Here is a 19,346-nt window from a genome sequence, read left to right on the forward strand (position 1 = left end):
GCCTCCTCGACCTCGTCGACACACGGGAATTCCGCACCCTATTCATCGACGAGCTCGGCTGGAACAACCCAGACCGCCCTGACCTCACAATCGAGGTCGATGACGAGACCTACTCACTCACGCAGGTCGCCGACTACAAGGGACTGCGCATCTGGCACTGTCCCGTGCTCCCGCCACGCAAGACACAGCGAATGATCGACGTGCTTGTCGGCAAGGATAACCACGAACGCCTCGTCATCTTCAGTAACGAACGCAGACAGGAATGGCGCTGGCCGAGACGCGCCCAGCTCGGCAGCGCCAACGCCAAACTCCTCGTTCACGAACACCACGTCGGTGACCAGGCCACACACCTGACCGACCGGTTACAAGCGATCGAACTCGACTTCGATACCGACATCACCCTCGTCGCCCTACTCGACAAGATGCGTGACGCCTTCGACCACGAAGCCGAAACCGCATCCGTCGCCGCAGCCCGACTTATGGGCACCCTCTACACCGAACTCGAAGCCGCTGGCGTCGGCGAACACGACGCCACCCTGCTTCTTGCCCGGCTGCTATTCCTGCTGTTTGGTGACGACGCCGACATGTGGAAGCCGGAAGGTCTGTTCGAGCGGTACCTGCGTGAGAACACCACCGCGGCAAATCTTCACAAGGATCTGCAGGGCTTGTTCGAGGTTCTCGACACTGATGAGAAGCAGCGCCAGCTTCCCGTCGACAGCCCATATGCGGCGTTTCGATACATCAATGGTGGACTTTTCGGAGACCCACTACGGCTACCCACGCTGACCTCGGCGTTCCGTGATGCGCTGATCGCGGCGTGCGAGTTCGACTGGTCAATCATCTCACCAGCGGTGTTCGGGTCGATGTTCCAGACCGTCAAGAGCAAGGCAGCCCGCCGGTACGGCGGCGAGCACTACACCACAGAGGAGAACATACTCAAAACGATCCGACCGCTGTTCCTTGACGAGTATCGCGATCGACTTGACCGCAGCTGGGACGACAAGGCCCAGCTCACAAAGCTGCAGAACGATGTCGGTCGCGATCGCTACATGGACCCAGCCTGTGGGTGTGGCAACTTCCTGGTCGTCGCCTACCGCGAGCTGCGAGCCCTCGAACTAGAGATCCTCAAACGCCGCCGTGACCTCGACATGGCCGAAGCCTCCTCCAAGAAGGTCGAACGAGCCCAGCTGAGCCTCGACGTCACAGGCGACATCAAGGTCACCCTCGACCACTTCTACGGCATCGAGATCGAGGAGTGGCCAGCGCGCATCGCGGAAACCGCGATGCTGCTCGTCGACCACCTCGCAAACCAGCAGATGGCCGTCGAGTTCGGCATCGCGCCCGACCGACTACCCGTCAAAATCGCTCCGCGAATTGACCACTCAAATGCGCTCCACACCGACTGGGCCAAGGTGCTTCCTGCAAGTGAGCACGTCATTGTGTTGGGCAATCCGCCGTTCAACGGAGGCCGGACGATGGAGCCCGAGCAGAAGGCCGATCTGTCCGCCGTCTGGGGTTCGAGAATGAATGCCAATTTCGACTACGTGACCGGCTGGTATCGCAAGACGTTAGACTACTTCGGAATCAACGATGGTCGGTGGGCGTTCGTGTCCACCAACTCGATCTGCCAAGGCGAACCGGTCGCGGACCTATGGCAGCCGATCCTGGACGGCGGATGGCGTTGCCGCTTCGCACACCGCTCGTTCGAATGGACGACCGAGGCCGCCGAAGGGGCAGCTGTTCACGTGTCCATCGTGGGCTTCGATCGACGATCTTCACCCAAGCCGGTGCTGTGGACCTACCCGGAGAACGCTCGGGGCGAGGGAACTGCGCGCGAAGTTGCGAACATCAGCCCGTATCTCACAACCGGCCCGTCGATACTCGTCCGTAAGCGCTCTCAGCCGTTGAACCCGTCTATGCCAGTGGTCACCTTCGGCAGCATGGCCAACGACAACGGCCATCTTGTCGTCGGCCCGGACGAGTACGAGAGTTTCGCCGCGGACCCGATCGCCCGAAAGTACCTGCGTAAGTTCATCGGCAGTCGAGAGTTGATCAACGACCTGGATCGCTGGTGCATCTGGCTCACTCAGCGTGATCTCCCCGAAGCCACCAAGAGCGACCTGATATCCACGCGTATCGAAAAGGTCCGCGAGTACCGATTGACGAGCAAGCGACCCGCCACGAAGGCGCTCGCCTCGGTCCCTTACCGGTTCGGTGAGGTCAGGCAACCGGGTAGCGAGTACGTCGCGATTCCAAAGGTTGTCAGCACCTCACGGTGCTACTTCACACCTGGACACCACTCCGCAGACATCATCGCTAGCGACCTACTGTTCACTGCACCGGATCCAGACGGATTCCTGTTCGGAGTTCTGTCATCGTCGATGTTCATCGCCTGGATGCGAGCTGTTGGTGGGCGGATCAAGTCGGATCCCCGGTTTTCGGGAACCTTCTCGTACAACACTTTCCCGCTCCCGCCGGTGTCCACTGCATCGAGGAAGTCCGTCGTTGATGCCGCCGCCGGGGTCCTCGCCGCTCGTGAGGCCCAGCCCGGTATGTCGTTGGCAAAACTGTATGACCCTGTGGCGATGCCGGACGGCCTCCTCGCGGCGCATCACGTGCTCGACGAAGCCGTCGACAAGCTCTTCGGACAGGGCGACATGTCCACCGAGTCCGGTCGCCAAAAGATCCTGTTCCAGCGATACGCCGCGCTGACCGGGCAGGTGACCTTGCTCGCTCAGGCATCCACAACCAGCGCTTAATCGAATCGATGGATTTGCACATGCCCGACTGGCGCACGCGTCGAGACGAGTTGACGACGTGCCGCTGACCAACTGGACTTGGGAGTACCAAGGATGACTGTTAACAGAGAAGCTAGTGGACGAAATCTCGAATTGGCCGATAATGGCGGTCACTTCTACCGCGCGGACTTTCAGGTGCACACACCACGCGACACCCAGTGGGACGGAGACCGTCCGTCTGACCGCGACGCCTGGGCCGATGAATTTGTGAGAGCAGCTCGTGTGAAAGGGCTCCACGCGGTTGCGATCTCTGATCACCACGATTTTGCCTACTTCCCGCATATCAAGCGAGCTGCCGAACGTGAGACGCTCCCTGATGGCACCAACGTGCCCAATGTCGAACGCCTGGTTGTGTTCCCCGCGTTGGAACTGTCACTCAACGTGCCATGCCAAGCGATCATGGTCCTCGACGCAGACTTTCCGATTGATCGACTCGACGACGTACTGAAGGCCTTGCATTTCTACCCAGTGGATCCGGCCCTCGAAGCTTTGCCACAGACAGAGAACCTGGTTGACTCGGACGACCTGAACCAACTGCACGCCAAGCTCGACAACCACGCATGGCTCAAGGGTCGATACATCATCCTGCCAAATGTCACGCCCAGCGGCTACCGAACCCTCATGCGCCAGCAATTCCAGGGTAAGTACAAGGACATGGTGGCGGTCGGCGGGTACCTCGATGGCAGCGTCGACCTACTCGACAAAGATCAGGGAACCAAGAAGATTCTCAACGGCGAGGTCGCAGCATGGGGGTCAAAGAGGCTCGGGTTGTTTCAGACCTCCGACGCGCGCAAGGCCGACTTCTCAACTCTTGGTCAGTATGCGACCTGGATCAAATGGGCCGAGCCCACCGCCGAAGCGATCCGTCAAGCATGTTTGGCGCAGGAGTCTCGAATCTCTCACGTCACGCCAGCGACACCGAATGTTTGGGTTTCCCGTGTGGTGGTATCGAGCAGCAAGTTCATGGGCCGGGTGGATGTCGCGCTCAACCCGCAGTACACGGCGCTCATCGGTGGACGCGGTACTGGGAAATCGACAGTGCTCGACTACCTTCGCTGGACCTTGTGCGACCAACCTGCTCAAGCAACCGCCGATGATGAGGTTGCGGATCCTCGAGTGCGTCAGCGCAAACTCATCGATGCTACGCTGAAACCCTTTGACGCCCATGTCGAAGTCCATTGTGTGATAAACGGGATCACGCACGTGGTGCGCCGGTATGGCGGTGACGGCACGACCCAGCTCAAAGTCGCCGAAGGTCAGTTCGAGAAGGTGACCGAGGCCGCCATTCAGAGCTTGCTGCCGATACAGGCCTACAGCCAGAAGCAGCTGAGTAGCGTCGCGATCAGGGTTGACGAGTTGTTGCGCTTCGTCACGTCGCCGATTCAACGACAGCTCGAATACGTTGACCGGAAACGAGAAGAGATCACCGACCGACTGCGCGAGAACTACGGAACCCTTCAGCGCTATAGGAACCTGTCGGGCGAAATCGAACGCGGCGCCCTACGCATTCGGTCTCTGGCGGAGCAAGCCCAGTCGTTGCGCGATGGCCTCGCGGATATCTCGGAGGAGGACCGGAAGGTCCTTGACGACAAGACTGGACACGATGACGTGAAGTCGGCGCAGACCAGCTGGCTCCAGCACGTTGCGACGACCCAAAGAAGCCTTGCCAACTTGGTAGAATCACTTGATTCGTCGCTGGCGGACATTGAGTTGCCAGAATCCGCGCCTGCAGACGTCGCGACCGAGGCGAATGCCTTGCTCACTGCCGTACGTGGCGCTCTTACTCGACTGCGATCGGCGATTGGTGGCCTAGAACTCGAACTCAATGAGATCAGCAATGACGGGGGCGCCTTGGCAGTAGCTTCCCAATCCCTGTTGACCAAGACCGCAGACTACGACGAATCATATCGGGCAGTAAAGGAGCGCTCGTCTGCGCATGAGGCCAAACTGGTCGAACTTGCCAGCCTAGAGGATCAGCAACGTTCAGCGCGCGACCTCGTTCAGCGTCAACGCACAGACCGAGACGCGCTCGGGCAGCCAAGCGAAAAGCACAGCGAGTATCGTGCGGAACTGGCAGAAGCGAGAAAGGACCGAACCAGCGCGCTGAAGGCCGAATGCGATTCGCTCGCAACGTCCTCCGACGGAATGATCCGTGCCACTCTGTCGGCCAACCGCGGATTCGACGCTGTACAGACCAAGTTCAAGGCACTGATCGCTGGCTCGAATGTACGCGCAAACAAGGTCGACGCCTTCTTTGATGAGCTGACGAAGGAGTCAGACCCCGGGGCGACCTGGGAGGCGGTGCTCGAAGAGCTCGAGTCGCTGACCCTGCTCGAACCAGACGCCGAGATCAGTTCGGAGGCAACACCTTCGCTTACCAGGCTGGGCCTCACAGTCGCCGACCAAAAGAGGTTCGCGCCTAAGCTCACCCCTGACGGTTGGCTTGACCTCTCGCTGGCGGAACTGGCCGACTTCCCCGAATTTGAGTACCGCGCCAAAGAAGGCGAGTACATCCCGTTCGACTCCGCTTCGGCCGGGCAGCAAGCTTCTGCTCTCCTGGGGACACTCCTCTCTCAGGGAGGGACTCCGCTCATCATTGACCAGCCCGAGGATGACCTGGACAGCGACACCGTGCAGCAGATCGTCTCCAAGATCTGGCGGTCCAAGAATCGACGACAGCTGATCTTCTCAAGCCACAACGCGAACTTGGTCGTCAACGGAGATGCCGACCTGGTGCTTGTGTGTGCCTATCTGACTGCCGGCGACCAGTCAGCAGGCCACATAAAGGAACAGGGTGCGATCGACGTCGCCGAAGTGCGTGATGAGATCACGTCTGTGATGGAGGGCGGCGAACGAGCGTTCCGCCTACGCAAGGAGAAGTACGGGTTCTAGCAAATGAACCAGCTTCACCGTCCAGCACAGACTCCCCATTCACGATGTCAATGAACCAACAGTCGGCCGTCGAACGCGAGAGATCCCAGGTTCGTTGTCAACGTGGGCGCTCCGCGCTCCCGCTTACGCAGGATATTGACTCCCAACTCCGTGTTGGCACTCCCATCTCTTCTGTCAGCCGACAGGTTCGGGTCCACCCACAATATGCAGCGTTCGAATATGCAGGGTTACCAGTAGACGACTAGATACTGCGCTGCCCCGCAACACTATTTAAAAGCCTACCGTCGATCGGTGCCTGTCGTCGGCGTCGACTCCCACGGCTCGAATCATCGCGCTAGTCCCAGAAACGCCATCAACGAGCGCTCGACTTCAACGAGTTGGTCGGATGTCAGACGACCGACACGCGTCTGAACATTCGACCGTCGGACCGCGGTTAGCTTGTCAACCATCACGTCACTGTCCCGCTCGAGGCCCGAGATCGAATCGCGATCACCCGGGATACGAATCCGCAACAGGGGCGCATCGATGAGCTGGCTCGTGATCGGAGCAACTACCACCGACAGAGTTGAATCGAACAGGTCATCCTGCACGATGACGGCCGGCCGCGGCTTGGATGCATACACACCACCCGCAACGGTCCAGATTTCGCCGCGAATCACGCCTCGTCGTCCCAAGGCGCGGCGACAGCCTCGACGAAATCCTGCTCATCCCCATCGGCGTCTGCCTCTGCCACGAGAACCGATTGCCTGTGGGCTTGCGCGGCAAACTCTGGCGTTCGTACGTCAGGAACCCAGACCTGCAACGGGCGCATTCCGCGCTCACGCATCCGACGTCGGTACTCACCGACCCTGTCCCTCACTGCCATGCCCCAGATGTTACATGTAACGCTCCGGCCTGGCCAGGGCGAGCAGCCCAAGTTGCTGCGGAGTTCCCACACCCGCGAACCGAGAAGCGCGTACGGCCACTGCTCGATCGACAAGTCGAGCAGATCACCATGGGCCTGCACCGCCTGATCGGCACTGACGACTCCGGCCATTTCTTGTCTGCGAATGATGTTACTTACTTCAAACATCACCAGTTGCGGTGCGAGCAAGCGAGTGCCGGACAGTTGCCCAACCGCCCAGCGACCGTCCGGACCGTCGTCGAGCAACAAGCCACGACTGCAATGGATTCAGCATCGGCCGCCTCGTGAAGTTGCTCTACGGATTTCGCTGGCTCGGACGACATTTCCGCGCGAGACCCGTACAGGCGCGCCTCGGACACCTGAATCCCGTCTACGATCGCTGTCCGAGTCAGTCGTTATCGGTGGCGGGATCGTTGTCCGTTGCGGGACCATCCTCGGTTGCCCCGCCTTCGCCCGACCAGTCACCAGACGATTCGCCTTCGGCTGGATCGGACTGTACGTCGGATTTCGCACCCTCTGGTCCGGTGCCGACATCTTCGGTGTGTGGATCGGTCTTCTTCTCGGTCATGTTTGCTTCTGTACCCGAAGCGGCTGTGATCCACACCTGCACGGATCATCCGCTCCACCTCCAGATCGTCGCCCTCGGAGACATCACGCCCGTCCGATCAGAGGATGCCGCGAGCGACGAGTTCGGTGGTGACGACAACTGCGACGGCGCTTACGGCAAGCAGCGAGATCAGCACGAACAACTGCATGATCGCCGCGGTGGTGACCGACGCGCCGCCCAGGACCATGCCGACGAACGCGCCCGGAATGGTGACCAGCCCGACCGAGCGCGTCTGGTCGATGCCGGGGATCAGCGCGGTCGCCGCGGCGCTGCGGCTGATCTCCATCCTCGCCTCGCGCGGCACGAAACCCAATGACAGGGCGGCATCGACTTCGCCTCGCCGGGTGGTGAGTTCGTCGTGAGCGCGACGGCCGGCCAACGACGTGGTGTTCATGGCACCACCGAACATGATTCCGGCGGTAGGGATGATCGCCAGACCGGTGGCCGGGAGCACCCCGAGCGCGACGATGCCGGCCACCACGACGATCGTGGGCACCGCAACCGGCAGCAAACACCACAGCGTGTTTCCGACGCCGGCCCGGATCGGCGTACGACGACCGACGATCCGGCCGGCCGATGTTGCCGCGGCCACCGTCGCCATGACGGCCACGAACAGCGTCGAGGCCCACAGCGAGCCGATCACAACGGCGAGGACAGCGGCGAGCGCGGCCAGCTGTCCGGCTGCCCGAATGGCCGCGATCACCACCTGCCGTGCGTGTCCGGTTGCGCCGAGGTAGTTCACCAGCGCTGCGGCAACCACCAGTACAACCACCACGACCCCGAGCGCCGGTCCGATCCGCACCACTGCATTGCCGATATCGTTCACACCTTCATCATTGCCCTGCCGCATCGGCGGGCTCCGGTGGGCACGTAGGCGCCGCCGGATCGACTCAGACTCAAGCTCGACGCCGGGCGCTGACGAGGTAGACGATCGTGCCGCCCATCAGGACGGCCGCACCGGACACCACCGACGCGACAGGCAAACACACCGCCAGCACAAGCGCACCAATTGCGCCCACCATGGGGATCACCCGCGGCGGACGCCCCTCGTCCGGCGAGAGTGTCCATGCCGCGGCATTCGCGATCAGGTAGTAGATCAGAACACCGAACGACGAAAAGCCAATCGCGTCACGCACATCCGCGAATCCCGCAACGACGGCAACCACGACGGCCACGGCCACCTCGGCACGATGCGGGACACCGAATCGGTCATGAATTGCGGCCAAAGCACTCGGCAGGTGACGGTCACGTGCCATGGCCAACACGGTGCGCGAGACGCCCAGGAGAAGCGCAGCAAGCGAACCGAGCGCTGCGATCGCAGCTCCGAACCGCACCACCGAAACCAGCCAGTCCGCGCCGACCGAACGAACGGCGTCGACAAGCGGAGCCGTCGCCGACGCCAGCCCCGCTGGGCCGAGAGCCGCGAGTGCGGCCACTGCCACCGCCGCATAGACGATCAAACTGATACCGAGGGCGATCGGAATGGCCAGGGGGATAACGCGTGCCGGGTCCCGAACCTCCTCCCCCAAGGTGGCGATGCGGGCGTACCCTGCGAACGCGAAAAACAACAGCCCGGCAGCTTGCAGTACCCCTCCGACAGAGACATCTCCGCCAAGGGCAAGGCGGGCCGGGTCTGCCGACGACGACGCTGCGACGCTGACCACCGCCGCGGCCAGCGCGGCGAGTACCACCGCCACGATGACCCTGGTGAGAAGAGCTGATTTCTGTATACCGCGGTAATTGACTGCGGTGATCGCGACCACGGCTGCGACGGCCACGCCGTGCATATGGCTGGGCCAGAGATAGCTGCCGACGGTCAACGCGATCGCCGCGCACGATGCGGTCTTCCCAACGACGAAGGACCAGCCGGCCAGGTAACCCCAGAAGGGTCCGAGACGGTGCCTGCCGTAGACGTACGTACCGCCCGCCGACGGATACCGAGCGGCGAGGCGGGCCGACGACGTCGCGTTGCAGTACGCCACGATCGCCGCGATCGCCAGACCGATCAGCAGCCCCGAGCCCGCAGCCGCCGCGGCGGGCCCCATCACGACGAACACTCCCGCGCCGATCATCGATCCCAAGCCGATCATCACCGCGTCGAACAGACCGAGACGCCGGCGCAGCCGGGGACCCGAGTCCTCGAAATGCGGGTTCTCCGAAGTCATACCGGCTCCTCGAGTTCGTCAGGATCACAGAATCGTCTACAGGGCGAACGAGCCCTTGTCGCAACGGTGAACTCCAGATGAAGAGCCAATCGCCACCGATGCGGCAATCTCTGTAGCAGCTAACTTCGTAGCAGCTAACCCCTCAGCGCCGTCGCGAGCTCGTCCAGCCCGTCGAAGTATCCATCGAACCTGTCGGTGTGAGACGGCGGATCTCCGACGGGGCGGTGAACATACGCGGCTCGCATGCCGGCCGCCTTGGCCGCGCGGAGATCCCACGCGTGGGCAGCGACCATCAACAAGTGGTCCGGGGGTGTGCCCGCGGTCTCGATCGCCAGGCGATACACCTCGGGCGACGGTTTGTACGTACGTACCTCTTCAGCGGAAAGTGCTCGATGCCAACGGAGTTCGGCATGGTCACCTAGTTCTTCCAGCGTCGCGACGCTGGAATTCGACAGTGCGAACACAGTGACGTGCTGCGCCAGTCGGTCGACTCCGGCCGGAGCATCTGCCCACGGACGAAGACGTCGCGTCGCGGCGGCGAGGTGGGCACGTCGTGCGGGATCAGTGATGCCGGCGCGATCCATCACCAGACCGGCCGCCTCGGCATCGAGTTGGTCACTGTTGGCGTAGGCGCGGAGCCCGCGGAGAATTCGTTGCTGCTGTTGCTCTATATGTCCCTGCCACACGGCCAGCAACTCGGCAACATCCTGCTTGTCGCCCGCAGCCTCGGCGATCGCGGTTGTCAATCCCCCGGGCTCGTCGACAAGAGTGCCGAGCACATCGATGACGACAGTCGTGATCACTCCGAGTTCAGACATCGCTGAGCAGCCTACCGTCCCCCACTGGGCGTGTCGGAGACGAATCCAGGCGCGGTAACTGCCGGCCTCCCGGTGGAGGGCGACTCAGGGATTCGCCGGCACATCACGCGTCGTACGTCAGCCCCGCGGCCGCAGCGCGTCGACGTAGAGGTCGAGCACGCGTCGCCGCTGCGCGTCGTCACGGCTGCGGGTCAGGCCGAGGAACACCCCGAGAAGCGCGATGACGGCGTCATCGGCGCGCACGTCGGTCCGCAGGGTCCCATCTTCCGCGCCCGCAGCAAGTATGCGTTCGAGCGTCTCGCCGATACGTTCGCGCGTATCCCCCGCCACCACCGCACCTGACGCGATCGCTTGCGTAAAGGCTTCGGCCATACCGTGTTTGGTGGCAACGAAGGTGGCGTAACGATCCAGCCAATGCCGCAACGTCTCGTCGGCGGAGTGCTTCTCCAACAGGCCGTCCGCGTAGTGGACGACGTCGTCGAGTTCGGACCGGTAGACCGCCTCGACGAGTGCTTGTCGTGTCGCGAAGTTGCGGTACAGCGTGCCCACCCCGACCCCGGCTCGACGGGCCAGCGCATCAAAGGTGATGTCACCTTCGCCGGCGGTGAACGCATCACGAGCCGCCTCGATCAGCTTGGCCCGGTTGCGCACAGCATCGGCCCGCGGCTTTGCCGCAGTTCCGCGTGAACGATCGACGATCAAGTGGAGGACCCTCCATTTGTGTACACTACAACCAAGCGGAGGTTCCTCCACTTGCCTCGGAGTATTGCACACCAAGGAGCACACATGAGCGATCTCGGACCCACCCCCGGTGGTTCGGCGACGCTGGCCGGCCACCGGGTCGCCCGCATCGGTTACGGCGCAATGCAACTCGATCGCCATCGACAAGACCCCGAGGCCGCGATCGCGGTTCTCCGTCATGCCGTCAATCACGGCGTCGACCACGTAGACACCGCACAGTTCTACGGAGACGGTTTCGTGAACTCCGTGATCGCCCGAGCCATCGACGCCGACAGCGACGTCGTCATCGCCTCGAAGGTCGGCGCAGCCACCAATCCTGGTGGCGCTCATCCCATGCGACCTGCGCAGCGTCCGGCCGAGCTTCGCGCCGCAGTCGAGGACAACCTGCGCACCTTGCGACGGGAACGCCTCCCCCTGGTCAATCTCCGACGACTGGAGATCGGCCCGGGGCTCGCCGCGACCGGCGACCAGATCGTCGACGTCGACGATCAGATGGCCGAGATGGTCGCGATGCGCGACGAGGGCAAGATCGGTGAGATCGGTATCAGTGCGGTACGCATCGAAACGGTGCGTCACCTCTTGCCGGCCGGAATCGCCTGTGTCCAAAATCCTTACAGCGTCCTCGATCGGCGTTTCGAGAGTCTCCTCGACCTGTGCCTCGAGCGCGAGATGGCGTGGGTTCCCTGCTTTCCACTCGGTTCCGCATTCCCCGGCATCCCGAAGGTGGGCGAGAATTCCGTCGTCATCGACATCGCCCGAGATCTCGATGTCACCCCCGCCCAGGTAGGCCTGGCGTGGCTACTGGCTCACTCGCCGAACACCCTGCTGATCCCCGGAACATCCGACATCGGACACCTCGACGCCAACCTCACCGTCGGCGACATCACCTTGAATCCAGAATCCATCACCGCTCTCGACGCGCTGGGCGCCGCAACCACGACGGCCCCCATCGAGGCGCCGCGATGGCCCGCCGAGGCACGCTGAGCGCTACGAACTCGGCAGCTCCGGCTCCTACTCCCCGCTACCCGGCGTTCGGCTTCTGCCAGATCAGTGCATACCGGAACATCGCCAGTCTCCGAAAACGCGCTCCCGGCAACTGTTCTCGCGCACATCGACGCACTTCCGAATAGGAATGCGACGGCGGCCACACGATGGGTGCGGAGTGCTCCCAATAGCCACGACGCCGCGACAGCCACCGATGTTGGAGTATGCCGACCAGGTGGAGTGCGTAGTCGGTGGGCCGTGAGGAGTGAGCCAGGCCGACGACCGCAACGACGCCGCCGGGCGCAGTGAGGTCCGCCAACCGCAGCAGACCCGCTCGGAGATCGGGTAGATGGTGCAGCGTTGCGACCGACGCGACCACATCGAAAGTCCGCCCGAACGGGTAACTCATCACGTCGCCGCACATCCACTCGACTCGTTCGGCTTCGCCTCGTGCTCGATCGAGCACTGCGGCATCGGAGTCGATCGCCGACACGTCCCCAAGCCGTTCGGACAGGTCGGCGGCCAGAAGCCCGTCGCCGGTCCCCACGTCGAGTGCTGATCGGGCGTTCGCGGGAACCGCATCGAGGATCACCTGGTGATAGTGGATGTTGTGGTTCCACCTTCGGCGGCCCGGCTCGGTACGCGACACGTCTCGACGCTAGCAATCACTGACCCGGCAACGATGAATTGCGCGGCCCGGCCGAGTCAGTACCGGCATCACATCCACAACAACGTCCGGAGGACCGCGATGCCGTTGGCACTGTATTTCGAGAAGCACGGCGACCCCGGTGGGCCACGGCCACCGCTCGTCCTGGTCCACGGTGGCGCGGGATCGATAGCGACCAACTGGGGGTACATGATTCCCGCACTGGCCGCCGACCGCCTCGTCATCGGCGTCGAGCTCCAGGGTCATGGCCACACCCCGCATGCCGATCGCCCCTACACCTTCGAGAATTCCGCCGACGACATCGCGGTACTCGTCGGTGACCTCGGCATCCCGCGGGTCGACATCCTGGGTTTCAGCAATGGTGGGCCGACCGTGCTGCGGTTTGCCCAGCGACACCCAGCACTGACGCGGCGATGCGTCATCGCGTCGGGATTCGTGCGGCGCGACGGAATGATCCCCGGATTCTGGGACAACTTCGACGCCCCGACTGCCGATTCGATGCCTGATTCACTCGCCGACGCCTATCGGGCGATCAATCCCGATCCCGCCGATCTCCAACGAATGTTCGACCTCGACGTCGCGGTGATGCGCGAGTTCCGGGACTGGACGGACGCGGAGCTGGCGGTACTCGACGCACCGATTCTGTTCGTCAGCGGCGACCACGACATCGTCCTTCCCGAGCACACCGTGTGGATGGCGTCGGCAGTGGCCCGCGGCCGTGCGCTGATCCTGCCTGCAGCGCACGGCGACTTTCTCGGATCGGTGGAGGCCGGAGAACCGGACGCCGTACTCACGCGCGCGTGCGTCGACCTGATCCGACGCCTTCTCGACGAGGAGTCAGTCGAAACCGCTCGCGTCGGATGAGCGAGTCCGAATTCCCGACACCTGTCGGGTGACGCACACCACAACGCGGACGAGACTGGCGTCACCGATCGACCGCAAGGAAAGGTGACGTCATGGCCGACCTCAAGAATCTGGACCCGGAACTCGCAGCAGCGGTGACCATGCTCCCCCAGCTGGGCTTCGACGATCTCGAGGGCGCCCGAACGGGCTTCAACGCCCTGGTGCAAACCATGCTGGACGGTCTCGACCGAACCGGCGTCGAGATGAAGCTCCTGTCCGCACCCGGCCTCGACGGCGACCCGGAGGTGCCGATCCGGTTCTTCACTCCGGCCGGCGCCGCCCGAGCCCTGCCGACACTGGTGTGGATTCATGGTGGCGGTTTCGCTGTGGGCACCGCCGAGTCCAGCGATCCACTGTGCGTGGCGATCGCTCGCGAGTTGGGCATCGCCGTCGCCAATGTCGAGTACCGCCTCGCCCCCGAGACGCCCTTCCCCGGGCCCGTCAACGACTGCTACGCCGCGCTCGCCCATGTGCACGCCCACGCCGCGGAACTGGGCGTCGACCCGTCGCTGATCGCGGTCGGCGGGCAGAGCGCCGGCGGCGGACTGGCGGCGGGTACCGTTCTGATGGCCCGCGACCGGGGCGAGGTACCGGTGGTGTTTCAGCTGCTCGACATCCCCGAACTCGACGATCGGTTGGCCACGACCTCGATGACCGAGTTCACCGACACCCCGATGTGGCATCGCCCGAACGCGATTCTGTCGTGGCAGTACTACCTCGGTCCCGACTACTCGGGCCCGTCCGATGCGTCGGTGTCGAGCTACGCCGCTCCGTCACGCGCAACCGACCTGTCGGGCCTGCCGCGCACCTACGTCTCCACGATGGAACTCGATCCTCTTCGAGACGAGGGCATCGCCTACGCCGTCGCGCTGCTGCACGCCGGGGTCAGCGTCGAATTGCATTCGTTCCCCGGGACATTCCACGGCTCGTCGCTCATCGACGCCGCCGAGGTCAGCCGCCGTCAGACCGCGGAGCTGATGGGCGCGCTGGCACGAGCCTTGCGGGTGAGTTCACCGGTCTCGTAGCGTGGTTGTGTGCAAGGTCTGATGTACCGCCTCGCCGAGCTCGACGCCGAATCGGCGGGGATGGTACGGATCATCGACTACTTCGACGCACTCCTGCGTCACGGCGCCGACGTCACCGAACTCCTGCGCGCCAGTGCGGTGCTCGCCGATTGCGTCGTCGGTATCAGGGCCAATGGACTCGTCACCCGGCGATGCACACCGCGGGGCGAATGGCGGCGTCCGTTGGAGGCGTCGGTGGCAACAACCTCCCGCGACATCGTGCTCGACGACCACTGCATCGGGACGGTGTGGATCGAACGTCCGGGTACCGCCCTACCGCTCGATGAGATGCTCGTCGACCGCTTGGCGCTGACGGCAGCGGCGATCATCCGGCCACACCGCGCGCAGTCCGACCTAGAGCAGTCCGCCGCTTTGCTGAACGCCGACGGGGCCGCCACCGCGCTCGATGCGTGCAGTGCGCTCGACGTCGACCCGACCCTTCGTGCGCGCGTCGTGAGCCTGGCCGATCCGACCGATCAGTCCGACCACGTCGCGCACGTGGCCCAGCGACTCGCCCGGCAACTCTCACCCGGGCGGCTGACCGCCGTCGCCACCGATCGCGATCATCTCGTGGTCGTCACCGACCTCGACGAGACCGTGGCGGCTCTGTCGGCCGACCCCGCGGCGCGGACCGTCGCATGCGGGGCATCGCTGGAATCCGACGCCGCCACCCTCCATCGCTGGGTCGGCACTGCCCGGCTGGCGCAAAAGCACTGCGGCACAACGAATATGGTGTTCTGCGCCGACGAAATCGGCGCCCTGAACCTGTTGCTGACCGTCGCTCCGGAATCGCTGTCGGCCATTCCGGACGTCGCGCGGTGCGACTACGTGCGCCAGAGCAAGAACGGCGCGGACCTGTTGGACACGCTGCGTGTCTACCTCCAGGTCGGCACGCTCAGAGACACCGCAGAGCAGATGCACATGCACCACAGCAGCATCGCGACACGCCTGAAATCACTGTCCGCCGCCGTGCACTTCGACGTCACCGCAATCGAGAACCGTGCTCGGGCAACGGCGATGCTGCTCGTGGACGACCTACGCCGCGACGCCGAGTCGCCGACCCCCTGAGTACCACATCCGACACGCCCCGGGATCCGCCCAGGTTCTCAGACCCAGCGCCGAATCCCGTCAGATCACTCCGAGCGCCAGCATCGCATCGGCGACGTGGGTGAAGCCGGCGATGTTGGCGCCGAGGACGTAATCCCCCGGAACCCCGTATTCGTCGGCTGTCCGCACACACGTCTGGTGGATGCCGCTCATGATCTCCGACAACCTGCGTTCGGTGTATTCGAAACTCCAGGAGTCCCGAGACGCGTTCTGCTGCATCTCCAGAGCACTGGTCGCCACGCCACCGGCGTTGGCGGCCTTTCCGGGGGCAAACATCACACCGGCCTTGGAGAAGGCTTTGATCGCCTCCGGGGTGGCCGACATGTTGGCGCCTTCGGCGACGACCCGGCATCCGTTGCCGATCAAGGACTCCGCGTCGGTGGCGTCGAGTTCGTTCTGTGTCGCGCAGGGCATCGCGATGTCGGTGGGCACTTCCCAGATGGACCGCCCGGCGACGAAATGTGCTGTTACGCGCCGTGTCCGAGCGTAGTCGGCAATTCGCGCCCGGCGCACGTTCTTGACCTCGCGGAGGAGTTCGAGATCGATGCCGGCCTCGTCCACCACGTAACCACCGGAATCCGAGCACGCCACCACACGTCCGCCGAGTTGGTGCACCTTTTCGATCGCGTATTGGGCGACGTTGCCCGATCCCGACACGACGATCCGACGGCCCTCGAGATCCTCTCCGCGCGCGGCGAGCATCTCCGCAACGAAGAACACCACGCCGTAACCGGTGGCCTCGGGACGAACCTGCGAGCCACCCCACGTCAGTCCCTTGCCGGTGAGCACCCCGGATTCGTATCGGTTGGTGATGCGCTTGTATTGCCCGAAGAGATAACCGATCTCGCGGCCGCCGACCCCGATGTCGCCGGCCGGGACATCGGTGTACTCACCGATGTGGCGATACAGCTCGGTCATGAAGGACTGGCAGAAGCGCATCACCTCTCCGTCCGACCGGCCCTTCGGATCGAAGTCGGCGCCACCCTTGCCCCCGCCGATGGGCAGCCCTGTCAACGCGTTCTTGAAGATCTGCTCGAACCCGAGGAACTTCACCACCCCGAGATAGACACTCGGATGGAATCGCAACCCGCCCTTGAACGGTCCGAGAGCGGAGTTGAACTCGACGCGGAAACCGCGATTGATCCGCACGCGTCCGGCGTCGTCGACCCACGGCACGCGAAAGATGATCTGGCGTTCGGGCTCGCACAGTCGCTCGATGATCCCGGCGTCGGCGTAGTGGGGATGCGCGGCCAGTACCGGTCCGAGGCTGTCGAACACCTCGCGGACCGCTTGATGGAACTCGGCTTCGCCGGGATTTCGCGCGACGACCTCGTCGTAGAGGTCCTGCACCTTCTCCTCGAGCCTTGCCATCTCTGCCACCTTCCGCCGACGCGTCGAACCACGACGATCCGGGGACACCGGACGTCTCGCGCCGAGCCTATCGGTAGACAGATATAGCGCCCATTTCGGGCACGATCGACTCGACCTTCCCTCACACGAGGGTGGCGAGATTCTCGATCGACTTCTTCACATCGGACTCGACGATCTTGGCGACGAACCGGCCGATCGGTCCGCCGAGCACGCCCCCGGCCAACTCGGCATTCAGCGCGAACCGCGAACCGTCGGCGCTGCCGGAGACGGTCATCGTCAAGGTGATCCGCACCCCGCCGCGCCCGTGACCCCGCAAAGCGATGACACGCGGTGCATCGTAATCGGTCACCTGCCAGTGAATGATGTTGCGAAATCCCTTGACCCGGATCACCGACGACACCTCGGTGCCTTCGCCGATGTCGGTGGGTACGTCACTGCGCCAACCCCCGAAGATCGTCATCCACTCAGGAAATCGGGAGAGGTCCGAGGCCAGGTCCCATGCGGCCTGCGGGGCCAGATCCGAGTCGATCTCCACGTCGACGTCTGCCATGAACACCCTTCGTCGTCACATCAACTCCGAGGCGACCGTACCCACCGGGACGAGCAGGCAAACATCGACGCGACTCATCGAGGACACCCCGACACCGGACAAGCCGGACACGTAGCCTGGTGCGATGGCATTGCTCCTCGGCCCGATCCTGCGGCATGTCGACGCAACGACGGCGTCGGTGTGGATGCAGACCGATCGTCCCGCCGAGGTCGAGGTCCTGGGTTGCCGCGCATCGACCTTCGAGGTCGCGGGCTTTCATTACGCGCTCGTCCGCGTGACCGGCCTGACCCCCGACGCCACCGTCGCCTACGAGGTCACCCAGGACGGCGCCACGGTGTGGCCCGACCCCGGATCGGCGTTTCCGCCCAGCGTCATTCGGACCCGCGGCCCCAACACGGCTGATCGGCTCCGGGTGATCTTCGGATCCTGCCGCTATCCGCGGACCGGTGTCGCCGACCTCGACGACAAACTCGGTGTCGACGCCCTCGACGCCTATGCCACCGCGATGGCCACCCGGCCCACCCCGGAGTGGCCCGACGTGCTGATCCTCCTCGGCGACCAGGTCTATGCCGACGAACTGACCCCACAGGCACGCGCGCACCTCGCGGGCCGGCGTCAGGGATCGGTGCGCAACAAACGACCCGCAGACGAGGTGGTCAGCTACTCCGAATACGAGGGCCTGTACCGGCACACCTGGGGCGACCCGGAGATCCGTTGGATTCTCTCGACCGTACCCACCGCGATGATCTTCGACGATCACGACATCCGCGACGACTGGAACACCTCGGCCACGTGGCGGGCGCAGATGAACGAGCTTCCGTGGTGGCGCGATCGCATCCGTTCGGGCCTCGCCGCGTACTGGGTGTACCAGCATCTGGGTAACCTCTCCCCCACCGAACTCGACGCCGACCCGGACTGCCGGCGAATCGTCAACTCCGACACCGATATCTGGCCGCTGCTCGTCGATCTCGCCGACCGCGCCGACGCCGACACCGCCGAGGACAAGGGCCTGCGCTTCAGCTATCGCTGGGATCTCGGTCGCAACCGCCTGATCATGATCGATTCACGTAACGGCCGAGTTCTGACCGGCGACACCCGAAAGATGATCAGCGACAGAGAATTCGCATGGCTCTCCGATCAAGCCACCGACGACATCTGCGAGATCGACCACCTCATCCTGGGATCGTCGCTGCCGTGGTTGCTGCCACCGGCGGTCGCCGATCTGCAGTCCATCGACGAGGCGCTCGCCGCCCGGCCGGGACTTCGGGGTCGGCTCGGCGAAAAGATCCGGCAGGCCGCCGATTTCGAGCACTGGCCGGCGTTCTTCGGGTCCTTCGTCACCCTCAGCGCCCTGATCACCGGACTTGCTCGCGACAGACGACTGGCATCGATCACGGTGCTCTCCGGCGATGTGCACCACAGCTACGCCGCGCGCGCCGAGGTGCCGGTCGCCGACAACTGCACCGCCGAGGCGACGCCGGTGTATCAGCTCGTGTGCTCACCGGTCCACAATCATGTTCCGGCATACGTGCGTCCGGTGTTCCGGTTCGGTTGGTCGCGCGGGTTCGCACGCGTCACCCGCACCTGGGCGCGACGACTAGGAGTGCCCGAGCCGCCGCTGCGTTGGAGCGACGAATGCGGTCCGTTGTTCGGTAATACGATCGCGACCCTGACCACCGGTGGCCGGACCGCGACCGTCACCTTCTCCCAACCCGATGGCGACGGAACGCTTTCCGACGTCGCCGTCCTGCGCCTGACCGACTGAACGCCCGACC

General features: G+C 63.9%; 17 protein-coding genes. 7 read left to right on the plus strand and 10 right to left on the minus strand.

Features of this window, described 5'->3' with window-relative positions:
* Positions 1-191: 191 nt before the first annotated feature.
* Complete coding sequence (locus P3L18_RS16315; RefSeq protein ID WP_276114674.1) at positions 192-2,759, plus strand: DNA methyltransferase; 2,568 nt, start codon at positions 192-194, stop codon at positions 2,757-2,759.
* Between the two features lie 93 nt (positions 2,760-2,852).
* Entirely contained in the window at positions 2,853-5,690 is a 2,838-nt protein-coding gene (locus tag P3L18_RS16320; protein WP_276114675.1) for a TrlF family AAA-like ATPase, read from the plus strand.
* Between the two features lie 326 nt (positions 5,691-6,016).
* Here P3L18_RS16320 and P3L18_RS16325 read toward each other — a convergent pair whose 3' ends face one another.
* From P3L18_RS16325 to P3L18_RS16355, 7 genes are all read right to left on the minus strand, one after another.
* On the minus strand, positions 6,017-6,349 hold the full coding sequence (locus P3L18_RS16325) for a type II toxin-antitoxin system PemK/MazF family toxin (protein ID WP_079932148.1): 333 nt from the start codon (positions 6,347-6,349) through the stop codon (positions 6,017-6,019).
* Complete coding sequence (locus P3L18_RS16330) at positions 6,346-6,843, minus strand: antitoxin MazE-like protein (protein ID WP_276114676.1); 498 nt, start codon at positions 6,841-6,843, stop codon at positions 6,346-6,348. The genes P3L18_RS16325 and P3L18_RS16330 overlap by 4 nt, the downstream gene beginning before the upstream one ends.
* Before the next feature lie 139 nt (positions 6,844-6,982).
* Positions 6,983-7,162 (minus strand): hypothetical protein, encoded by a 180-nt coding sequence (locus P3L18_RS16335; RefSeq protein ID WP_014362243.1) that lies wholly within the window; start codon positions 7,160-7,162, stop codon positions 6,983-6,985.
* 97 nt (positions 7,163-7,259) lie between these two features.
* A complete protein-coding gene (locus tag P3L18_RS16340) occupies positions 7,260-8,051 on the minus strand; it encodes an ABC transporter permease (protein WP_020171191.1) in 792 nt (263 codons plus the stop codon).
* 46 nt (positions 8,052-8,097) lie between these two features.
* Positions 8,098-9,366 carry an APC family permease gene (locus P3L18_RS16345; RefSeq protein ID WP_276114677.1) on the minus strand — a complete coding sequence of 423 codons (1,269 nt, stop codon included), beginning with the start codon at positions 9,364-9,366 and terminating at the stop codon, positions 8,098-8,100.
* A gap of 134 nt (positions 9,367-9,500) precedes the next feature.
* Positions 9,501-10,184 carry a haloacid dehalogenase type II gene (locus P3L18_RS16350; protein WP_079929804.1) on the minus strand — a complete coding sequence of 228 codons (684 nt, stop codon included), beginning with the start codon at positions 10,182-10,184 and terminating at the stop codon, positions 9,501-9,503.
* 117 nt (positions 10,185-10,301) lie between these two features.
* The gene (locus tag P3L18_RS16355; protein ID WP_276114678.1) at positions 10,302-10,886 is read right to left on the minus strand and encodes a TetR family transcriptional regulator; all 585 of its coding nucleotides are present in this window, start codon (positions 10,884-10,886) and stop codon (positions 10,302-10,304) included.
* 84 nt (positions 10,887-10,970) lie between these two features.
* Between P3L18_RS16355 and P3L18_RS16360 the strand changes: the two genes are divergently transcribed.
* Entirely contained in the window at positions 10,971-11,909 is a 939-nt protein-coding gene (locus tag P3L18_RS16360; protein WP_276114679.1) for an aldo/keto reductase, read from the plus strand.
* Between the two features lie 37 nt (positions 11,910-11,946).
* Here the strand turns inward: P3L18_RS16360 and P3L18_RS16365 are convergent, their stop codons facing one another.
* A complete protein-coding gene (locus tag P3L18_RS16365) occupies positions 11,947-12,558 on the minus strand; it encodes a class I SAM-dependent methyltransferase (protein ID WP_276114680.1) in 612 nt (203 codons plus the stop codon).
* Positions 12,559-12,657: 99 nt separating this feature from the next.
* Here P3L18_RS16365 and P3L18_RS16370 point away from each other — a divergent pair, with 99 nt between their 5' ends.
* From P3L18_RS16370 to P3L18_RS16380, 3 genes are all read left to right on the plus strand, one after another.
* The gene (locus tag P3L18_RS16370) at positions 12,658-13,440 is read left to right on the plus strand and encodes an alpha/beta hydrolase (protein ID WP_276114681.1); all 783 of its coding nucleotides are present in this window, start codon (positions 12,658-12,660) and stop codon (positions 13,438-13,440) included.
* Between the two features lie 92 nt (positions 13,441-13,532).
* A complete protein-coding gene (locus P3L18_RS16375; protein WP_006368686.1) occupies positions 13,533-14,504 on the plus strand; it encodes an alpha/beta hydrolase in 972 nt (323 codons plus the stop codon).
* Between the two features lie 9 nt (positions 14,505-14,513).
* Positions 14,514-15,611 (plus strand): helix-turn-helix domain-containing protein, encoded by a 1,098-nt coding sequence (locus P3L18_RS16380; RefSeq protein ID WP_276114682.1) that lies wholly within the window; start codon positions 14,514-14,516, stop codon positions 15,609-15,611.
* Between the two features lie 60 nt (positions 15,612-15,671).
* On the opposite strand, the gene gdhA is transcribed toward P3L18_RS16380, so the two are convergent.
* Both gdhA and P3L18_RS16390 read right to left on the minus strand, forming a co-directional pair.
* Entirely contained in the window at positions 15,672-17,021 is a 1,350-nt protein-coding gene (gdhA, locus tag P3L18_RS16385; RefSeq protein WP_276114683.1) for an NADP-specific glutamate dehydrogenase, read from the minus strand.
* Between the two features lie 121 nt (positions 17,022-17,142).
* On the minus strand, positions 17,143-17,571 hold the full coding sequence (locus tag P3L18_RS16390) for an SRPBCC family protein (protein ID WP_014362233.1): 429 nt from the start codon (positions 17,569-17,571) through the stop codon (positions 17,143-17,145).
* Positions 17,572-17,695: 124 nt separating this feature from the next.
* Here P3L18_RS16390 and P3L18_RS16395 point away from each other — a divergent pair, with 124 nt between their 5' ends.
* A complete protein-coding gene (locus P3L18_RS16395) occupies positions 17,696-19,336 on the plus strand; it encodes an alkaline phosphatase D family protein (RefSeq protein ID WP_276114684.1) in 1,641 nt (546 codons plus the stop codon).
* Positions 19,337-19,346 lie beyond the last annotated feature (10 nt).

This window comes from Gordonia sp. N1V, from assembly GCF_029269935.1.
GTDB lineage: Bacteria > Actinomycetota > Actinomycetes > Mycobacteriales > Mycobacteriaceae > Gordonia > Gordonia polyisoprenivorans.